The organism is Pseudonocardia parietis, assembly GCF_017876315.1.
GTDB classification, from domain to species: Bacteria; Actinomycetota; Actinomycetes; order Mycobacteriales; family Pseudonocardiaceae; genus Pseudonocardia; species Pseudonocardia parietis.
The window spans coordinates 1,946,322-1,963,577 of record NZ_JAGINU010000001.1 but is presented as its reverse complement, the minus strand read 5'-3'; the positions used below and the strand labels follow the sequence as shown (position 1 = coordinate 1,963,577).

The 17,256-nt window shown below is 73.3% G+C and carries 19 protein-coding genes; 8 read left to right on the top strand and 11 right to left on the bottom strand.

Translation table 11 applies throughout. The annotated features are described in order from the left end of the window. Positions 1-191 precede the first annotated feature (191 nt). Complete coding sequence (glgB, locus tag JOF36_RS09270; protein WP_307862287.1) at positions 192-2,795, top strand: 1,4-alpha-glucan branching protein GlgB; 2,604 nt, start codon at positions 192-194, stop codon at positions 2,793-2,795. 18 nt (positions 2,796-2,813) lie between these two features. On the opposite strand, the gene JOF36_RS38750 is transcribed toward glgB, so the two are convergent. Beyond that, positions 2,814-3,191 carry a cupin domain-containing protein gene (locus tag JOF36_RS38750; protein WP_210026181.1) on the bottom strand — a complete coding sequence of 126 codons (378 nt, stop codon included), beginning with the start codon at positions 3,189-3,191 and terminating at the stop codon, positions 2,814-2,816. Positions 3,192-3,248: 57 nt separating this feature from the next. Here JOF36_RS38750 and JOF36_RS09260 point away from each other — a divergent pair, with 57 nt between their 5' ends. Further along, positions 3,249-3,737 carry a MarR family winged helix-turn-helix transcriptional regulator gene (locus JOF36_RS09260; RefSeq protein ID WP_210026179.1) on the top strand — a complete coding sequence of 163 codons (489 nt, stop codon included), beginning with the start codon at positions 3,249-3,251 and terminating at the stop codon, positions 3,735-3,737. A 6-nt stretch (positions 3,738-3,743) separates the two neighbouring features. Here JOF36_RS09260 and JOF36_RS09255 read toward each other — a convergent pair whose 3' ends face one another. From JOF36_RS09255 to JOF36_RS09240, 4 genes are all read right to left on the bottom strand, one after another. Continuing rightward, a complete protein-coding gene (locus JOF36_RS09255; protein ID WP_210026177.1) occupies positions 3,744-3,965 on the bottom strand; it encodes a hypothetical protein in 222 nt (73 codons plus the stop codon). 64 nt (positions 3,966-4,029) lie between these two features. Further along, entirely contained in the window at positions 4,030-5,289 is a 1,260-nt protein-coding gene (locus tag JOF36_RS09250; protein WP_210026175.1) for an MFS transporter, read from the bottom strand. A gap of 42 nt (positions 5,290-5,331) precedes the next feature. Further along, entirely contained in the window at positions 5,332-6,609 is a 1,278-nt protein-coding gene (locus tag JOF36_RS09245; protein WP_210026173.1) for a glycosyltransferase family 87 protein, read from the bottom strand. Positions 6,610-6,767: 158 nt separating this feature from the next. Beyond that, entirely contained in the window at positions 6,768-7,715 is a 948-nt protein-coding gene (locus JOF36_RS09240) for a tetratricopeptide repeat protein (RefSeq protein WP_245350743.1), read from the bottom strand. A 329-nt stretch (positions 7,716-8,044) separates the two neighbouring features. Here JOF36_RS09240 and JOF36_RS09235 point away from each other — a divergent pair, with 329 nt between their 5' ends. After that, a complete protein-coding gene (locus JOF36_RS09235) occupies positions 8,045-8,290 on the top strand; it encodes a hypothetical protein (protein WP_210026171.1) in 246 nt (81 codons plus the stop codon). A 109-nt stretch (positions 8,291-8,399) separates the two neighbouring features. Here JOF36_RS09235 and JOF36_RS09230 read toward each other — a convergent pair whose 3' ends face one another. Continuing rightward, on the bottom strand, positions 8,400-9,179 hold the full coding sequence (locus JOF36_RS09230; protein WP_210026170.1) for an alpha/beta fold hydrolase: 780 nt from the start codon (positions 9,177-9,179) through the stop codon (positions 8,400-8,402). Next, entirely contained in the window at positions 9,176-9,490 is a 315-nt protein-coding gene (locus tag JOF36_RS09225; RefSeq protein WP_210026169.1) for a thiamine-binding protein, read from the bottom strand. Before JOF36_RS09225 ends, JOF36_RS09230 begins: the two co-directional genes overlap by 4 nt. 83 nt (positions 9,491-9,573) lie before the next feature. On the opposite strand from JOF36_RS09225, the gene JOF36_RS09220 reads away from it, so the two are divergent. Then, on the top strand, positions 9,574-10,080 hold the full coding sequence (locus JOF36_RS09220) for a MarR family winged helix-turn-helix transcriptional regulator (RefSeq protein WP_210026168.1): 507 nt from the start codon (positions 9,574-9,576) through the stop codon (positions 10,078-10,080). Between the two features lie 7 nt (positions 10,081-10,087). On the opposite strand, the gene JOF36_RS09215 is transcribed toward JOF36_RS09220, so the two are convergent. Continuing rightward, entirely contained in the window at positions 10,088-10,288 is a 201-nt protein-coding gene (locus tag JOF36_RS09215) for a hypothetical protein (RefSeq protein WP_210026167.1), read from the bottom strand. Between the two features lie 81 nt (positions 10,289-10,369). Here JOF36_RS09215 and JOF36_RS09210 point away from each other — a divergent pair, with 81 nt between their 5' ends. Next, complete coding sequence (locus tag JOF36_RS09210) at positions 10,370-11,299, top strand: helix-turn-helix domain-containing protein (RefSeq protein ID WP_210026166.1); 930 nt, start codon at positions 10,370-10,372, stop codon at positions 11,297-11,299. A gap of 26 nt (positions 11,300-11,325) precedes the next feature. Here the strand turns inward: JOF36_RS09210 and meaB are convergent, their stop codons facing one another. Both meaB and JOF36_RS09200 read right to left on the bottom strand, forming a co-directional pair. Further along, positions 11,326-12,285, bottom strand: a complete 960-nt coding sequence (gene meaB / locus JOF36_RS09205; protein WP_210026165.1) for a methylmalonyl Co-A mutase-associated GTPase MeaB — start codon at positions 12,283-12,285, stop codon at positions 11,326-11,328. 34 nt (positions 12,286-12,319) lie between these two features. Further along, complete coding sequence (locus JOF36_RS09200; RefSeq protein ID WP_210026163.1) at positions 12,320-13,507, bottom strand: acetyl-CoA C-acetyltransferase; 1,188 nt, start codon at positions 13,505-13,507, stop codon at positions 12,320-12,322. Positions 13,508-13,645: 138 nt separating this feature from the next. On the opposite strand from JOF36_RS09200, the gene mce reads away from it, so the two are divergent. From mce to JOF36_RS09185, 3 genes are all read left to right on the top strand, one after another. After that, positions 13,646-14,104, top strand: coding sequence for a methylmalonyl-CoA epimerase (gene mce, locus JOF36_RS09195; protein WP_210026162.1), 459 nt, complete (start codon positions 13,646-13,648; stop codon positions 14,102-14,104). 211 nt (positions 14,105-14,315) lie between these two features. Next, complete coding sequence (gene ccrA, locus JOF36_RS09190; RefSeq protein WP_210026161.1) at positions 14,316-15,647, top strand: crotonyl-CoA carboxylase/reductase; 1,332 nt, start codon at positions 14,316-14,318, stop codon at positions 15,645-15,647. A gap of 135 nt (positions 15,648-15,782) precedes the next feature. Then, entirely contained in the window at positions 15,783-16,955 is a 1,173-nt protein-coding gene (locus JOF36_RS09185) for a hypothetical protein (protein WP_210026160.1), read from the top strand. 42 nt (positions 16,956-16,997) lie between these two features. On the opposite strand, the gene JOF36_RS09180 is transcribed toward JOF36_RS09185, so the two are convergent. After that, positions 16,998-17,234, bottom strand: a complete 237-nt coding sequence (locus JOF36_RS09180; protein WP_210026159.1) for an Rv1322 family protein — start codon at positions 17,232-17,234, stop codon at positions 16,998-17,000. Positions 17,235-17,256: the final 22 nt, after the last annotated feature.

Sequence of the window (17,256 nt, the reverse complement as noted above, 5' to 3'; positions counted from 1 at the left end):
ACGCACTCCCAACTTAACGATCGTTCGCCAATTCACCCTCGTCGTTCGGATGTCGGGTGTCAACGCGCCCGGACCCGTGCACCCTGGTGACCGGCGTCCCGGGTGCGCCGGCGAGCGCGCCCGGATGCGATCCGGCAACGGTCCTCGACCGCGGTCGGCGAGCGTCGCTCACCCTTAGTACGGTTCCGCAGGTGACCCCCGAGGAGACCCGCGCGATCGACGCTCACGCCCCTGACCAGGCGACGACCGACCGGCTCCTGGGCGGTGCGCACCACGACCCGCACGCGGTGCTCGGCGCCCACCCGCACGCCGAGGGGACCCTGATCCGCGTCCTGCGACCGCAGGCCACCTCGGTCGCCGTGCTGCCCAACGGGGAACGTGAGCTGGCCCACGAGCTGACCAAGGTGCACGACGCCGGGCTGTTCTCCGGCGTCGTCCCCGGCTCGGGCGGTGACTACCGGCTGCTGGTGCGCCAGGGCAGCGACGACACCGCGGGGCAGGTCGTCGACGACCCGTACCGCTGGCTCCCGACGCTCGGCGACATGGACCTGCACCTCATCGGCGAGGGACGGCACGAGCGGCTCTGGGACGTGCTCGGCGCGCACGTCCGCGACTACGACACCGCCTCCGGCACCGTCTCCGGGACCAGCTTCGCGGTCTGGGCGCCGAACGCCCGGGGCCTCCGCGTCACCGGCGACTTCGACGGCTGGGCCGGCTGGACGCTGCCGATGCGCTCGCTGGGGACCTCCGGGGTCTGGGAGATCTTCCTGCCCGGCGTCGGCATCGGGTCCCGGTACAAGTTCCGGGTCCTCGGCCCGGACGGCCGCTGGCGGGACAAGGCCGACCCGATGGCGTTCGCGACCGAGATCCCGCCGCAGACGTCGTCGGTCGTGACCCGCGACGTCCACCGGTGGAACGACCAGGAGTGGATGACGGCCCGCGCCGGACGTGAGGCGCACTCCGAACCGATGAGCGTCTACGAGATGCACCTCGGTTCGTGGGTGCCCGGCCTGAACTACCGGGAGATCGCCGACCGGCTCGTCCACTACCTGGACGACACCGGGTTCACCCACGTCGAGCTGCTGCCGGTGGCCGAGCACCCGTTCGGTGGGTCCTGGGGCTACCAGGTCACCTCGTACTACGCGCCGACCTCGCGGTTCGGCACCCCGGACGATTTCCGGTACTTCGTCGACCGGCTGCACCGGGCCGGCTACGGCGTCATCGTGGACTGGGTGCCCGCGCACTTCCCGCGCGACGAGTGGGCGCTGGCCCGGTTCGACGGCACCGCCTGCTACGAGCACGCCGACCCGCGCCGCGGTGAGCAGCCCGACTGGGGCACGCTCGTCTTCGACTTCGGCCGCAACGAGGTCCGCAACTTCCTCGTCGCCAACGCGCTGTACTGGCTGGAGTCGTTCCACATCGACGGGCTGCGGGTCGACGCCGTCGCCTCGATGCTCTACCTGGACTACTCCCGGGCCGACGGCCAGTGGCTGCCGAACGTGCACGGCGGCCGGGAGAACCTCGACGCGGTGGCGTTCCTGCAGGAGATGAACGCGACCGTCTACCGGGAGCACCCCGGCGTGGTCACGATCGCCGAGGAGTCCACCGCCTGGCCGGGCGTCACCCGGCCCACCTACATGGGCGGGCTGGGCTTCGGGCTCAAGTGGAACATGGGCTGGATGCACGACACGCTCGACTACACCGGGCGTGACCCCATCCACCGCAGCTTCCACCACAACCAGATGACGTTCTCCCTGATGTACGCGTTCAGCGAGAACTACATGCTGCCGATCAGTCACGACGAGGTCGTGCACGGCAAGGGGTCGCTGTGGACCCGGATGCCCGGCGACGACTGGAACAAGGCCGCCGGCGTGCGCGCCCTGCTCGCCTACATGTGGGCCCATCCCGGCAAGCAGCTGCTGTTCATGGGTGGCGAGTTCGGCCAGCCCCGGGAGTGGTCCGAGCAGCGCTCGCTGGACTGGCACCTGCAGGAGGACCCGCTGCACGGCGGCATCACCACGCTGCTCGGCGACCTGAACTCGGCCTACCGGGCGCAGTCGGCCCTCTGGTCGAAGGACACCACCCCGGACGGGTTCGCCTGGATCGACGCCAACGACGCCACCGGGAACGTGTTCTCCTTCCTGCGCCACGGTGTCGACGCCGAGGGCCGGCCGACCGTCCTGGCCTGCGTCGCGAACTTCTCCGGCTCCCCGCGTGAGGACTACCGGGTCGGCCTGCCGTTCGCCGGGACCTGGACCGAGCTGGTCAACACCGACGCCTCCGGCTACGGCGGCTCGGGCGTCGGGAACCTCGGCCGGGTGCGGGCCGAACAGCGGATGTGGCACGGTCAGCCGGCGTCGGCGGTGCTGCGGCTGCCTCCGTCGGGGGTGCTGTGGCTGGTGCCGGAGGAGACCGGTGGTCCGGTGACGTCCACCCCGGCCGCCGCGTCCGGTTCCGTTCCGCCGCCGCTGCCGGTCGGCGAGCTTCCCGCCGAGCCGGAGGACACCGACGTCGAGGCGCCGGTCACCCCGGACGACGGCTTCCGCGCGGTGGCCCCGGCTTCGCCGTCCGGTACCGCCGCCGCGCCCGTGGACGACGCCGCCTATCCGGACGCCACCACCTCTCCGGACGATGCCTCGGCCCCGGAGAGCGCTGCCTCCCCGACCGAGCCGGTGTCGACGAGCGTCAGTCCCGCGCCGGGAACCCTCGGGGCGCGGGCGGTCCGCAACGGCTCGTTCGTCACCGGGACGTCCGGTACGGGTGGTTCGGAGACCGGGAGCGCCTCGGCCGACTGAGGCCGTGCCCGCCGCCGGTCAGGCGATCCACTCGGGGACGCCGCGGTCGGTGCCGTCGGCGAGCCCGGCCCGGGCGTCACCGTCGCCGGTGACCACCGCGGTCAGCCCGGCACCCGGATCGGCGACCAGCCGGCGCAACTCGCCGGCCGGCAGCACCGCGGTGTCCCCCGCACCCAGCACCGTGTGCCCGTCGGCGGACTCGACGGTGGCGCCACCGTCGAGGACGGTCCAGACCTGGTCGCCGCTCATCCGGTGCCAGGGCCCGGTCGCGCCGGGCACCATCCGGACCTGCCACAGCGAGCGGGCCGCCCCGCCCAGCGCGGGTGAGGCGAAGGTCGTCATCACGGCGTTCGGCGTCTCGACGACACGCCGCTCGAGCGCTCGGATCACGTTCACCGCACTACCTCCTAGACTCGACAACATCGTTGACCACTTCGTAGAAGGTAAACCACGTTGTCGAATTCGTCGAGGCCCGGGCACGCCCTGCCCCTCCTCCTGCTGCGCGTGTTCCAGGAGCTGGTCGACGAGCTGCACGACGAGCTCGCCGGCGTCGGGCACGGGGATGCCCGGCCGATGCACGGGTTCGTGCTGCAGGCCGTCGGCCCGGACGGCACCACCGCCGTCGAGCTGGCCAGGGCGCTCGGGGTCACCAAGCAGGCCGCGGGGCGGACGATCGCCGTGCTGGAGGAGCAGGACTACCTGGTGCGGGCGGTCGACCCGGCGGACTCCCGCCGGAAGGTGGTCCGGCTCAGCCCGCGCGGCCACGATCTGCTTGCCCGGTCCGCGGACATCCTCGATCGGCTGCGCAACCAGCGGGCCGAGGCGGTCGGGGCGGACCGGATCGCCGCGTTGGAGGACACCCTCTCCGATCTCGGCAGCGGCGCCGGACCGCGGTGGGACGCCCCGGCCTGGTTCGGCCGCCGCGACGGCGGGCCTGCCTGAGGCCGGTCAGGACTCCAGAACCCGGTCCCGGTCCAGAGCCCGGACGGTCGGCGGCGCCGGTGGGCCGGAGCGCGCCGGGGAGCAGGTCTCGCGGGTCTCCTCCGGGGCATGACCGAATCTCCCCCACACCGTGGGCTCCGGCGACCGGCACCGCTCCGGCCGAGGGCGGGCGCTGGTCCGCAGCGGACCGTCGGCCGGGTCGGCCGGGTCCTCCCAGCGGCGGTTCACGGCCGGACCCCTCGGCGCATCGTCCCGGATGACGGTCCCACCGCGCGCTCCTTCTGCCGCCTGCTCATCGATGCTCCGCCACCCCGGCGTCGGCGTGCCGGACGCACAGGACGGCGACCGCACCCAGCGCCGCGACCGCGGCGAAGGCGAAGAAGCCCCACGGGTAGGCGACCCCGGCCTGCAGCAGGAGCCCGCCGAGCACGGGACCGGTGATCGCGCCGAGCCGGCCGATACCGCTGGCGACACCGATCGCGGAGGCCCGTGCGTGGGCCGGGTAGTGCCGGCTGATGTAGGCGTAGACCAGCACCTGGGAGCTGAACACGAACACGCCGGCCAGCAGGACGCCCACGTAGATGCCGATCCCCGGCATCCGGACGGCGAGCAGCGCCAGGAACACCGTCGCGGCGCAGAACCAGCCGACGGTCGCCGGCCGCAGGCCGATCCGGTCCGCGACCCGGCCCGCGACCAGCAGGCCGAGCACCGCGCCGACGTTGAGGACGAGCAGCTGCGACAGCGCCGCGCCGAGCCCGTATCCGGCGGCCCGCATGATCTGCGGCAGCCAGGTGTTGAGGCCGTACACCAGCAGCAGCCCCATGAACGACGCGATCCAGAACGCGATCGACGACGGCAGGTACCCGTCCTTGACCAGCTGAGCGATCGGGTTGCGGGTCACCGGACGCGCGCCCGTGCCACCGGCCGGGACCGTGGCCGGGGCGTCGGCGGGCAGGAACCTCGCCAGCATCGGCACCAGGACCAGCGCGGGCACCGAGCCGAGCACGAACATCCACTGCCAGCCGAACGCCGGGATCACCCCGATGCCCAGCAGCGACGTCGCCACCGCGCCCACGTGGTAGCCGGTCATGAGAATCGTCGTGGCGCTGCCGCCGCGCCCGGGGCGACCGTGCTCGTTGACCAGCGCGATGGCCACCGGCAGCACGCCACCGAGGCCGAGGCCCGCCAGGAAGCGCAACGCGCCGAAGCTCCACGGGCCGGTCGCGAACGCGCACCCCAGGCTGAGGACCGAGAACGCCACGACCGTGATCAGCATGGTTCTGCGGCGACCGAACCGGTCGGCCATCGGCCCCGCGGACAGGGCGCCGACCAGCACGCCGAGCAGACCGGCGGTCGTGACCAGCGACGCGGTGGCGGGGTCGAGCCCCCAACTCGGCTCGTCGAGCAGGGAGGGCAGCACGACGCCGAGGACGACCAGGTCGAAGCCTTCCAGCGCCACCGCGGACCAGCAGAGCGGAGCGACCCAGCTGCTGCGGCCAGCGCTGCCCGGCGCTCCGCCGGCAGCCACCCCGCTCCGGGATGCGTCGGTCACCACTGGCCTCCTCGCTCGCGGGTGGCCGGGAGTGTGACCGACCTAGCCGAAAGTAGGGGAGACTCCTTCCGCAGAGCGGAAAGGTGCTGGACCTTTCTGGCCGTTCGGGTCGGTGAGCGGTGGACGAACGGTCGACGAGCGGAGTAGTGACCACCAGGTCGCGAGCAGCACGGCGGTGTAGAGGGCGTGCGCCACAGGGGTGAGCGGGTTGCCGTCCGGCCAGAGGCCCGCCCAGCTCACCGGCACGACCGCCAGCGCCAGGATCGCCGCCACGACCCGTCTGCGGGTGTCTCCCGGCCTGCCGGACGCGGCCAGGACCAGGAGTCCGGGCACGAGTAGCAGCAGGTAGTTGTGCCAGGAGATCGGCGCCGCGAGCAGTCCGGTCGCGAGGACCGCGAACGGCGCAGGCCCCGCCGGGTCGGTGCCGGCCGCCGCGGTGCATCCGTACCGGGCGGTGCGGCGGGCGAGGTGGACGAGGGTGCCTGTCAGCAGCATCCCGCCGGCGAACGTGCCGACGACGGTGGGCAGGCCCCAGCGCAGCGCGAGACCGGGCAGCGACGCGTTGTCGGGGGTCGGCCCGACCGGCTCGGCGAGCACCATGGCCAGCCACTGCCACGCGGTCGGCCATCCCGCGACCGCCACCCCGGCGAGCGTGGCCAGCGCCGCGGCCGCGATCCCGGCGAGGAACGGCCGCCACCGGCGCTGCGCGGCGGGCAGGAGCAGCAGGGGCGCCAGCGACGGCTTCAACGCCACCGTGACGCCGTAGCAGGCGGCGGCGACGTACGGGTGTCCCCGGCGCTCGGCGAGCCAGCCGGCGACCAGACCGGCGAGCAGCAGTGGGTAGATCTGGCCGAGCAGCAGGGCCCCGTGCAGCGGCGAGGACATCAGCACACCGCCGAGGGCGAGCACCGTCCAGATCCGGCCGATCCCGGTCTCCCGGCAGAGGACACCGATAGCGCCGACGACGAGGACCACCGACAGCGCCGTGAACAGCCGGTACGCGGTGACCGGATCCAGCATCCCGAACGGGACGAGCACCACCGAGAGCAACGGCGGATTGAGATTGTGCAGCCGGGCACCGGTCTCGTAGATCGCGGCGCTGCCGGCGCCCTGGACGGCGAGGGCGTGCGCCGAGTGCCAGAAGGTGTCGAAGTCGACGTGCATCGCGGCGACGTCCGGCGAGGGGATCCAGCGCAGCAGTGGCGGATCCCCGAACGCGAACAGCAGCGCCGAGGTCAGCAGGGCAGCCACGACGACGACCGGCGCGGCGGCCCGGACGACCCGGTGGGCCCTGGCCCCGATGTCCGGCCGGTCGCTCACGGCCCGGGCCGGGCAGGCACCGTCATCGTCGTAGGCACCGGCACCGTCGGAGACACCGGCGTCGTCGTAGGCACCGTCATCGTCGAGGCACCGGCATCGTCGGAGACACCGGCGTCGTCGTGGGCGCCGTCATTGTCCGGGGCACCGTGGTCGCCGGGTCAGAACAGCGCACGGGCGAGCGCGCGGCGCGCGGTGCTGACCCGCTGGTCGTCCGCGGGGAACAGCTCGAACAGGCCGACGAGATGCCCGCGGGCCCGGTCCCGGTCGTCGCCGGCGGTGCGGCCGACGGTGTTCACCAGCCGGGTGAAGGCTGCCTCGACCCGGTCCGCCGCCATCTCGGCGTCGGCCGCGGTGAGCTGGGCGTCGAGGTCGTCCGGGTCCGCGTCGGCACGCTCGATCGCGGACGGGTCGGCCTGCTCCGCGCGGGCGAGGAACTTCACCTGGGCCAGCGCCGCCTTGGCCTGCTCGTTGGCCGGCTCGACGTCCAGGATGGCCTGGTAGGCGGTCTCCGCGGCGGCGTAGTCACCCTGCTCGAGGGCGTCCTCGGCCGCGGTGAAGCGGGTGTCCTCGGGCTCCTCGACCGGCTCGTCGGAGCCCTCGGCGGCGGCACGCTGCTCGCCCTCGGCGATCGCCGGCATCCGCTCGCGCAGCGCGTCGAGCAGCGAGCGGACCCACTCGGCGGCCTGGTCGTCGGGGACGGCACCGTTGACCGCGTCCACCGGCTGACCACCGACGAGCACGACCAGCATCGGAACCTGCTGCACCCGGAAGGCCTGCGCGATCCGCGGCTGGGTGTCGATGTCGACCCGGGCGAGCTGCCAGGCGCCACCACCGGTGGAGGCCAGCCGCTCGAGCTCGGCGGAGAGCTGCTCCTCGCGCGGGTAGCGGCTCGCCCACAGTTCGACGACGACCGGGACCTGCATCGACGGCTCCAGGACCTCGTCCTGGAATCCCGCCTCGGTGGCGTCGACGACGTAGGAACCGGCGGCCCCACCGCCGCCCGGGGCCGCACCGGGGCCACCGCCGGACGCGGGCTGTTTGTTGGCCGAATCGGCACGCGCCTTCAGGCCGGAGAGGTCGACCGCTCCGGCCATGGCCGAGGACATCGCCCCACGCTGGGCCGCCTGACGAGGATCTGGGCGAGACACGCCGACCATCCTGGCACGAGCGTGTGTCGGCTGTGACATGCCCCGCCCGTACGCGGACGCGTGACACCGGGGCTCCGATGTCGCGGACGACGCGTTCACGATCACCGGACCGGCGGAGCATCACCGGGCCCCGTCGCTCGTTGAACATCGTGCGGGGCATCGATGATGACTCTGTGTGACCGACGGGGGCGGTTCGGGCACCGTGCCGCCACCCTCGACGCAATCCCTGAGAAGACGAGCGAGTACGCCGGACCGCGATGCCGGTGAGCGACGGAGGAATCCACAAGATGAGCAACGTTCAGTCCGCTGCCAAGCCGACCCTCGCCTACGCCTCACTGGCGCTGGGTGTCCTCGGCCTGATCGCCGGGTTCCTGGTGCCGCTGCTCGCCTGGGTCCTGGGCGCCGCGGGCCTGGTCACCGGCTTCCTCGCCTTCCGCCAGCCGGACATGGCGAAGCTGGGCCGGATCGGGATGATCGTCGGCTTCGTGGCGATCCTCGTGGGCGTCTACCACTTCACCAGCCTCATCGCCTGACGACGAGGTGGCGCCCGGAACCCGGGCGGTGCCGCGCGGCACACGGAACGGCCGGTGACGATCTCCGTCACCGGCCGTCGTCGTCTCCGGGCCCTCCGGCCGGGCTCGCTCAGCCGCCGGGCGGGACACCCGGTCCGATGGCGAGCCGGGCCAGCAGGTCCGCCAGCTCGCCGGGACGGGTGAGCATCGGGAAGTGCCCGCCCGGGAACTCGACCACCTCGGCCCCGACCCGGGCCGCGTCCCGGCGGGCGCCGTCGGGATCCACCACACGGTCGCCGGTGCAGATCACCGACACCGTCCGGACGGCGGGCCAGACGCTCAGCGGGCACGCCTCCTTGAGCACGGTCCAGTCCTGCGGGCGCATCCGTGCGGTCGCCGCGGCGACCGCGGCCTCCGCCCGGTCGGCCGGGGCAGCCCGGTCGGCGGACACCGCGAGTTCGTCGGCGACGCCGCGGTAGAGCCCGGCCGCCGCCGTCGCCGCGTCCGGCCAGTAGGTCACCATCCCCTCGCCCCGGAGCACCCCGGTGTCGTAGCCGGGGACCATCAGGTCGCGCTCGGCCCGCATCCGGTCCAGATAGGACCGGCCGGGCTCCGGGACCAGCGCGGCGACGAGGACCAGGGCGCGGACCCGGGTGGGATCGAGGCGACCGGCCGCGACCGCCGCCACCAGACCACCCAGCGAGTGACCCGCGAGCACCACCGGCCCCTCCGCCGCGGCGAGCACCGGGTCCACCAGCTCGGCGTGACCCGCCTCCGGACCGTCGGACGGCAGGTCCGGCGCCGCCACCGGCACCCCGGCCCGCTCGAGCTCCGTCACGACCGGCGCCCACGAGGAGCCGCGGTGCCAGGCGCCGTGCACCAGGACGACTCCTGCCGACCCGGGACTCACGCGCCCGACTCCCGCAGGTGCTGCTCCACCCGGTCGACCTTGGACTGCAGCTGCCCCTGGTGGCCCGGACGGATGTCGGCCTTGAGGACCAGGCTGACCCGCGGCGAGACGGCGGTGACCGCCTCGACGGCGCGCTTGACGACGGCCATCCCCTCGTCCCAGGTCTCGGACTCGATCGTGGTGAACATCGACGTGGTCTCGTTGGGCAGTCCCGACTCACGGACCACCCGTACCGCCTCGGCGACCGCGGCACCGACGCTGCCGTCACCGGCGTCGGAACCGGAGGGGGCGATGCTGAACGCGAAGAGCATGCCGACACCCTGCCACGGCGCCACGGTGGTTTCCCCGCCCGCGAACGGCGGAGGGCCTGGGGCCACTTGCTAGCGTCGTCCCCATGGCACCACACGGGTCGCTCCCCTTCGACCCGATCCAGCGCGCCGCCGATCTGTGGGAGGAACGGGTCGGCCCGTCGCGCACGATGGCGGCGGTCACCAGCGTGATGCGTGTCCAGCAGATCCTGCTGTCCCACGTGGACGGCGCGTTGAAGCCGCTCGGGCTGACCTTCGCCCGCTACGAGGCACTGGTGCTGCTCGACTTCGCCCGGCGGGGCAGCCTGCCGATGCGCGTGATGGGTGAGCGGCTGCAGCTGCACCCGACGAGCGTCACCAACATCGTCGACCGGCTGCAGGGCGACGGCCTGGTCCGCCGCCTCCCGCACCCGACCGACCGGCGCGCGACGCTGGTCGAGCTCACCCCGGAGGGCCGCGACCGGCTCGCGAAGGCGACCGTGGCGGTCACCGCCATCGACTTCGGGCTCACGGGCCTGGACGACGCGGGCCAGGACCAGCTGACGGCACTGCTCCGCACCGTCCGCCGCTCGGCCGGCGACTTCGACCGGTAGCCACATCTCAGTCGCGCCGATCGCGCCGCCGGCGGCCCGGGCGCCGTGGCGGCGGCGGTACCCCGTGCCCGTGGCCGGGCCAGTCGCGCATCACCGACCCGCGTGGGGGCGCGGGCACCCGCAACAGGCGCCGCACGGTCGCCCAGCCCGCGACGGCACCGGAGGCGCCGGACAGGGCGACGCAACCGAGGTAGTCGAACAGGTCCATCGAGCACTCTCCGAACAGTGTTGACGGGATGTTGCGGCAACACCGTTGACACTACGACCGGCCACCGACAGAATCGGCGCCGTGAACGGAAACGACCCCGCGTCGACGGGCCCGGCGAGATCCGGCCCCCTCCTGCGCGCGGCACGGACGGAGCGCGGTTGGTCGCAGTCGGACGCGGCGCGGCGCCTCGCTGGGCTCGCCTCCCGCGACGAGGGGGCCGCCGCGCGTCCCGGCAGCCTCAAGACGCAGCTGTCGCGGTGGGAGAACGGGCACGCGACCCCCGCGCCGGAGCACCGGGCACTGCTGGCCGAGCTCTACGGGTGCCCGGCGGCCGAGCTGGGGCTGGAGCCGGCCGCCGCCCCGGCGGGCGACGGCGGCGCCGATCTGCTCCGGGCCGCGCTCGGACGGGCCGCCGCGGTCGACGACGCCGGCCTGGCGCTGCTGCGGGACCAGCTGCGCGCGACCGCGGCCCTGGACCACCGGCTCGGCACCGCGGCCGCGCACGCCACCCTGACGGCTCAGGTCGATCAGCTCCGGGAGCTCCTCACACACTGCGTCGACCCCGCCACCACCACGCGGCTGGCCGGCCTCCTCGCCACCGCGGCGCTCCTGGCAGGCGACCAGGAACGCGACCGGGGCGCCCCGGACCGCGCCTGGCGTGCCTACACGCTCGCCGGTGACGCCGCCGTGCCGGCAGGCCGGGAGGACCTGCCCGGGATCGTCCGGCTGCGCCGGGAGCGCCTCCTGCGGGACGTGGACGCGGAGTCCGCTCCACCGGGCCGGGTCGACCGGCAGGAACCACCGGTCCCGCTGTGGGTCGAGCTCGGACACGAGGCGGGCGGCGAGCATTCCGTCCGGGACCGCACGGAGGCGGCACTGCTCGAGGCGCTCGCCGCGCACGGGGCCGGGCGGACCGAGGACGCGGCGGCCGCGACCTCCCGGGCGCGCCGGCTCGCGTTGCGGACCGGGTCCGTCCACACCCTCACCCGCCTCGACGAACTCGGCCGGTGACAGGTGGGCGCGCACCGGCGGGCGGCTCAGCCCGACTGCGCCAGCAGTTCGTCGGCGGCCGCCCACGGGTCGAGCTCGCCCGCGAGCACCCGTCCGGTCAGCGCGTCCAGTGCATCCCCGCCGTGTACCTGCTCCATCCGGGTGCGCACCTGCTCCATCCCGATCGCCTCGATCTCACGCCGGGCCCGCTCGCGGCGCCGGCGCTCCCGCTCCCCGGACTTGTCGGCCCAGGCCAGGTGCTCGTCGAGGGCGTCGGCGAGCGCGTCGATGCCCTCGGCCCGGGACGCGACCGTGGACAGCACCGGCGGGTCCCAGGCGTCCGCGCCGCCGCCCTCCCGCAGGTGCAGCATGTTCCGCAGTTCGCGGACGGTCCGCCGGGCGCCGTCACGGTCGGCCTTGTTGACCACGAAGATGTCGCCGATCTCGAGAATCCCCGCCTTCGCGGCCTGGATCCCGTCGCCCATCCCGGGCGCGAGCAGCACGACCGTGCTGTCGGCCAGCCCCACGATCTCCACCTCGGACTGGCCGACGCCGACCGTCTCGACCACGACCACGTCGCAGCCGGCGGCGTCGAGCACGCGCAGCGCCTGGGGCGTGGCCCAGGACAGCCCGCCGAGGTGGCCGCGGGTCGCCATGGAACGGATGAAGACACCGTCGTCGCCGGCGTGCTCACCCATCCGGACCCGGTCACCGAGCAGCGCGCCCCCGCTGAACGGCGACGACGGGTCCACCGCCAGCACCCCGACCCGCCGGTCGCGGGCGCGCAGCTCGGTGATCAGGGCGGAGGTCGACGTGGACTTGCCGACACCCGGCGACCCGGTCAGGCCGACCACGTGCGCCCGCCCGGCATGCGGGGTCAGCGCGGCGGAGACCTCCCGCAGCTGCGGGCCGGCGTTCTCCACCATCGAGATCAACCGCGCGACGGCGAGCTGCTCGCCGCCGCGCGCCCGCTCCACCAGCTCGTGGGTCTGCGGCGGTCCGGCCACGGGTGCGGTCCTCCTGTCCGACGTACCGGCCGGATCAGGCCTTCGGCACGCGGACGATCAGGGCGTCACCCTGGCCGCCGCCACCGCACAGGGCGGCCGCACCGACGCCACCGCCCCGGTTCTTCAGGGCCAGCGCCAGGTGCAGGGCGATCCGGGCACCGGACATGCCGATCGGGTGGCCCAGCGCGATGGCACCACCGTCGACGTTGACCTTGTCGTCGTCGATGCCCAGCTTGCGGGTGGAGACGATGCCCACCGCGGCGAAGGCCTCGTTGATCTCGACGAGGTCGAGGTCGGCGGGCTGGATGCCCTCCTTCTCGCAGGCCTTGGCGATCGCGTTGGCCGGCTGCTCGTGCAGCGAGGCGTCCGGACCGGCGACCACGCTGTGCGCACCGACCTCGGCGATCCAGTCCAGCCCGAGCTCCTCGGCCTTGGCCTTGCTCATGACGACGACCGCCGCGGCACCGTCGGAGATCTGCGAGGCGGAGCCCGCGGTGATCGTGCCGTCGGCCGCGAACGCCGGGCGCAGCTTGCCGAGGCCCTCGGCGGTGGTGTCGCCACGCACGCCCTCGTCGGTGGCGAAGATGACCGGGTCGCCCTTGCGCTGAGGGATCTCGACCGGGGCGATCTCCTGCTCGAACGTGCCGTCCTGCGCGGCGCGGGCGGCGTTCTGGTGGGAGCGGGCGGCGAACGCGTCCTGCTCCTCGCGGGTCAGGCTGTACCGCTCGTTGTACTTCTCGGTCGAGGCACCCATCGCGACCTGGTCGAACGCGCAGAACAGACCGTCGTAGGACATGTGGTCGGTGAGCGTGGCGTCGCCGAACTTGGTGCCCTCGCGGGACTTGGTCAGCAGGTGCGGCGCCTGGGTCATCGACTCCTGCCCACCGGCGACGACGACGTCGAACTCACCGGCACGGATCAGCTGGTCGGCCAGCGCGATGGCGTCGATCCCGGACAGGCAGACCTTGTTGATGGTCAGGGCCGGGACGTCCATCGGGATGCCGGCGGCCACGGCGGCCTGCCGCGCCGGGATCTGCCCGGCACCGGCGGTCAGCACCTGACCCATGATCGTGTACTGCACCTGGTCCGGAGCGACTCCCGCACGCTCCAGCGCGGACTTGATCGCGACTCCACCGAGCTGAGCTCCGGAGAAGCCCTTCAGCGAGCCGAGCAGTCGGCCCATCGGCGTACGGGCGCCGGCGACGATCACGGTTCCGGACACGGGTCCTCCAGCAGGCTTCGATGGCAGGTGGGCGGCCACCATACCCACGCGTCCCGGCGGCGCGGGGCGCACCGAACGGTGGGGGTGACCAGCGGCACATGAGCCTACTCGCGAGTAGAGCCGGTACCTTCTGCCTCCATGACGACAACCGAGGACGCCCTGTCGACCCTGGTCGTGGCCGTGGATCACGTGGGCATCGCCGTTCCCGACCTGGACGAGGCGATCCGCTGGTACGCCGACCACCTGGGCCTGGTCTCCGTGCACGAGGAGACCAACACCGAGCAGGGGGTGCGCGAGGCGATGCTGGGCGCGCCGGGCGAGCCCGCGGGCGCCACCAAGGTGCAGCTGCTCGCGCCGCTGAACGAGGACTCGACGATCGCGAAGTTCATCGACCGCAACGGGCCCGGCCTGCAGCAGGTCGCCTACCGGGTCACCGACGTGGCGGCCGCGGCGGACACGCTGCGCGCGAAGGGCCTGCGCCTGCTCTACGACGAGCCGCGCCGCGGGACGTCGAACTCGAAGGTCAACTTCGTGCACCCGAAGGACGCGGGCGGGGTACTGGTCGAGCTGGTGGAGCCGGCCGCCGAGGCGCACTGACGCGGCGAGCGGCCCGTCCCGCTCCGGCGGCCAGTACGCGCGTCCGGTGTCATGGATCACGAACCCGGTCCGGGTATCACGCCCACCGGAGGTGCGCGGTTAGCATACTACGCAGTAACTTGCGGTATCCCAAGCAATCAGGGTCAATGCCGCCGCACCGTCAATGCCCCACGCAACACTCCCCTAGCAACGTCGCCATCGGAGGCCAGTAGTGAAGGACATCCGCGACGCCATCCTCGCCGGTCAGTTCGCCGACGTCGGCGGCCTGGAGGTCCCCGAGACCTACCAGGGCGTCACCGTCCGGGCCGAGGACGCCGACATGTTCGAGGGCCTGCCCACCAAGGAGAAGGACCCGCGCAAGAGCCTGCGCGTCGAGGACGTCCCGGTGCCCGAGCTCGGCCCCGGTGAGGCACTCGTGGCCGTCATGGCCAGCGCGATCAACTACAACACCGTCTGGACCTCGATCTTCGAGCCGCTCTCGACGTTCAACTTCCTCAAGCGCTACGGGAAGATGTCGCCGCTGACCGCGCGCCACGACCTGCCCTACCACGTGGTCGGCTCCGACCTCAGCGGTGTCGTCGTGCGCACCGGTCCGGGGGTGAACGCGTGGAAGGCCGGCGACCAGGTCGTCGCGCACTGCCTGTCGGTCGAGCTGGAGAGCCCGGACGGGCACTCGGACACGATGATGGACCCGGAGCAGCGCATCTGGGGCTTCGAGACCAACTTCGGCGGCCTCGCCGAGCTGGCGCTGGTGAAGTCCAACCAGCTGATGCCGAAGCCGGACCACCTCACCTGGGAGGAGGCCGCCTCCCCCGGTCTGGTCAACTCCACCGCCTACCGGCAGCTGGTCTCGCGCAACGGGGCCGACATGAAGCAGGGCGACGTCGTGCTGATCTGGGGCGCCTCCGGCGGCCTGGGCTCCTACGCCACCCAGTTCGCGCTCAACGGCGGCGCCACCCCGGTCTGCGTGGTCTCCTCGGAGGAGAAGGCCCAGATCTGCCGGAAGATGGGCGCCGAGCTGGTCATCGACCGCAATGCCGAGGACTACAAGTTCTGGTCCGACCCGCAGACCCAGGACCCGAAGGAGTGGAAGCGCCTCGGGGCCCGGATCCGCGAGCTCACCGGCGGCGAGGACCCGGACATCGTGTTCGAGCACCCCGGCCGGGAGACCTTCGGCGCATCGACCTACGTCGCCCGCAAGGGCGGTCAGATCGTCACCTGCGCGTCGACCTCGGGCTACATGCACGAGTTCGACAACCGGTACCTGTGGATGAACCTCAAGCGGATCGTCGGTTCGCACTTCGCCAACTACCGCGAGGCCTTCGAGGCCAACCGCCTCGTCGCCAAGGGCATGATCCACCCGACGCTGTCGCGGGTGTACCCGCTGGCCGAGACCGGCCAGGCCGCCCACGACGTCCACCGCAACACCCACCAGGGCAAGGTCGGCGTGCTGGCGCTGGCTCCCGAGGAGGGCCTGGGCGTGTCGAACCCGGAGAAGCGCGAGCAGCACGTCGAGGGCATCAACCGCTTCCGCGGGGTCTGACGACGAGACCCGACCGGGTGGAGAGGGCCCGTCCGTGTCACACAGACGGGTCCTTCTTCCGGTTCCGGGTGAACATCGTGACGCTCGGTGCCGATCTCACGACCGTGCTACGCGGTCGACGGTACGGTGACCCCCATGGCCGGTGACCACGATGTACCCGTACCCCGGACCGGTTTCTCGATCACGCGCCGCGGATACGACCAGGCGCAGGTCGACAGCCACCTGCGCCGGCTCGATGCCGAGGTGCGGATGCTGGCCGCCGACCGGGACGCCGCAGTCGCGCAGAACACCCGGCTGGGTCGCGAGCTGGACGACGCACGAACCCGGACCGAGGCCATACAGCAGCAGAACACCCGGCTCGCAGGCCCGCCGCAGAACGTCCAGGGCATGAGCGAGCGGCTGCGCTCGATGCTCCGGCTGGCCGAGGACGAGGTCGCCGAGATGCACACCAAGGCCGACCGGGAGGTCTCGGACCAGCGCCGGCAGGCCGAGGATCACGCCCGCATCGTCATCGCGGACGCCCGTGCGCGCGCCGAGCAGCTCACCGCGGACGCCGAGGCGTACCGCGCCGACCTGGACCGCAAGGCCGAGCAGCGCGACCAGGAGCTGGACGCCAAGGAGGCCCGGATCGAGCGCGAGCTCGGCGCTCTGCGGGAGCGGACCGAGACCGAGCTCGCCGAGGCCCGCAGCAGCACCGAGGCCGAGCTTGCCGAGGCCCGCAGCAGCACCGAGGCCGACCTCGCCGAGCAGCGTTCCACCACCGAACGCTCGCTGGCCGAGCAGCGCGAGAACACCCTTCGCGAGCTCGACGAGCAGGAGCGCACGGTCACCGAGCGGATCACCCGCGTGGACACCGAGGCCCGGGAGAACCGCGAGCAGATCGAGCACGACTTCCGGATCGCGATGGACCAGCGGCGCGGCGAGGCCCTCGGCGCCCTGCTCATGGAGCGGGAGGCGCTGACCGAGGAGCTCACCCGGCGGAGGCGGGAGAACGACGAGCAGATCCGGCGGTCGCTGGACGAGGCCCGCACCGAGGCCGAGTCGATCCGGGCCGACGCCCGCCGGGACGCCGAGGAGACCACCGAGCGGGCCCGCAGGCGCGTCGAGCAGCTCACCGGCCTGCGGGAGAAGGTGGCCGAGCAGCTCCGTGCCACCCGGGCGCTGATCGAGACCGAGGGCGGCGACCTGGAGTCCGGTCCCTCGCTCACCGACGTCCCGGAGCAGGCCGAGCCGTCGTCGGACGCCGACCGGCGCCCGTCGCCCGCGCCCCGGCCGGACCGGTACGCAGAGCAGGGCGTCCGCCGCTGACCATCGCCCGTGGCTGCGGCTGTGGGGCAGCAGCCCAGGCGGTCAGTGCCTGCGGAAACCGGGGCGGCGGCGGTCGCGGGCGTTCCAGCACGGCAGATGCCAGTGCCTGCGGTCCTCGACCCCGCCGAAGTCGTCGGCGGGCCACGCCACCACGTGCGGCGTCCCCGACGGCAGCAGCTGGTCGCAGCCCGGGCACCGGTAGGGCTTCACCGACGCCCCGCCGGGGACCCGGCGGACGTTCCACTCGCCGTCCCGCCCGCTCTCCCGGGACGTGATCATCCCGCTGCCGAGCGGCGGCGCG

Coding starts and splice junctions, on each gene's coding strand:
- JOF36_RS09240 (WP_245350743.1), bottom strand. CDS start 7,715: ATGTCCTCGGCCATGGCCGGAGCGGTCGACCTCTCCGGCCTGAAGGCG.
- JOF36_RS09235 (WP_210026171.1), top strand. CDS start 8,045: ATGAGCAACGTTCAGTCCGCTGCCAAGCCGACCCTCGCCTACGCCTCA.
- JOF36_RS09225 (WP_210026169.1), bottom strand. CDS start 9,490: ATGCTCTTCGCGTTCAGCATCGCCCCCTCCGGTTCCGACGCCGGTGAC.
- JOF36_RS09220 (WP_210026168.1), top strand. CDS start 9,574: ATGGCACCACACGGGTCGCTCCCCTTCGACCCGATCCAGCGCGCCGCC.
- JOF36_RS09215 (WP_210026167.1), bottom strand. CDS start 10,288: ATGGACCTGTTCGACTACCTCGGTTGCGTCGCCCTGTCCGGCGCCTCC.
- mce (WP_210026162.1), top strand. CDS start 13,646: ATGACGACAACCGAGGACGCCCTGTCGACCCTGGTCGTGGCCGTGGAT.
- JOF36_RS09185 (WP_210026160.1), top strand. CDS start 15,783: ATGGCCGGTGACCACGATGTACCCGTACCCCGGACCGGTTTCTCGATC.
- JOF36_RS09180 (WP_210026159.1), bottom strand. CDS start 17,234: ATGATCACGTCCCGGGAGAGCGGGCGGGACGGCGAGTGGAACGTCCGC.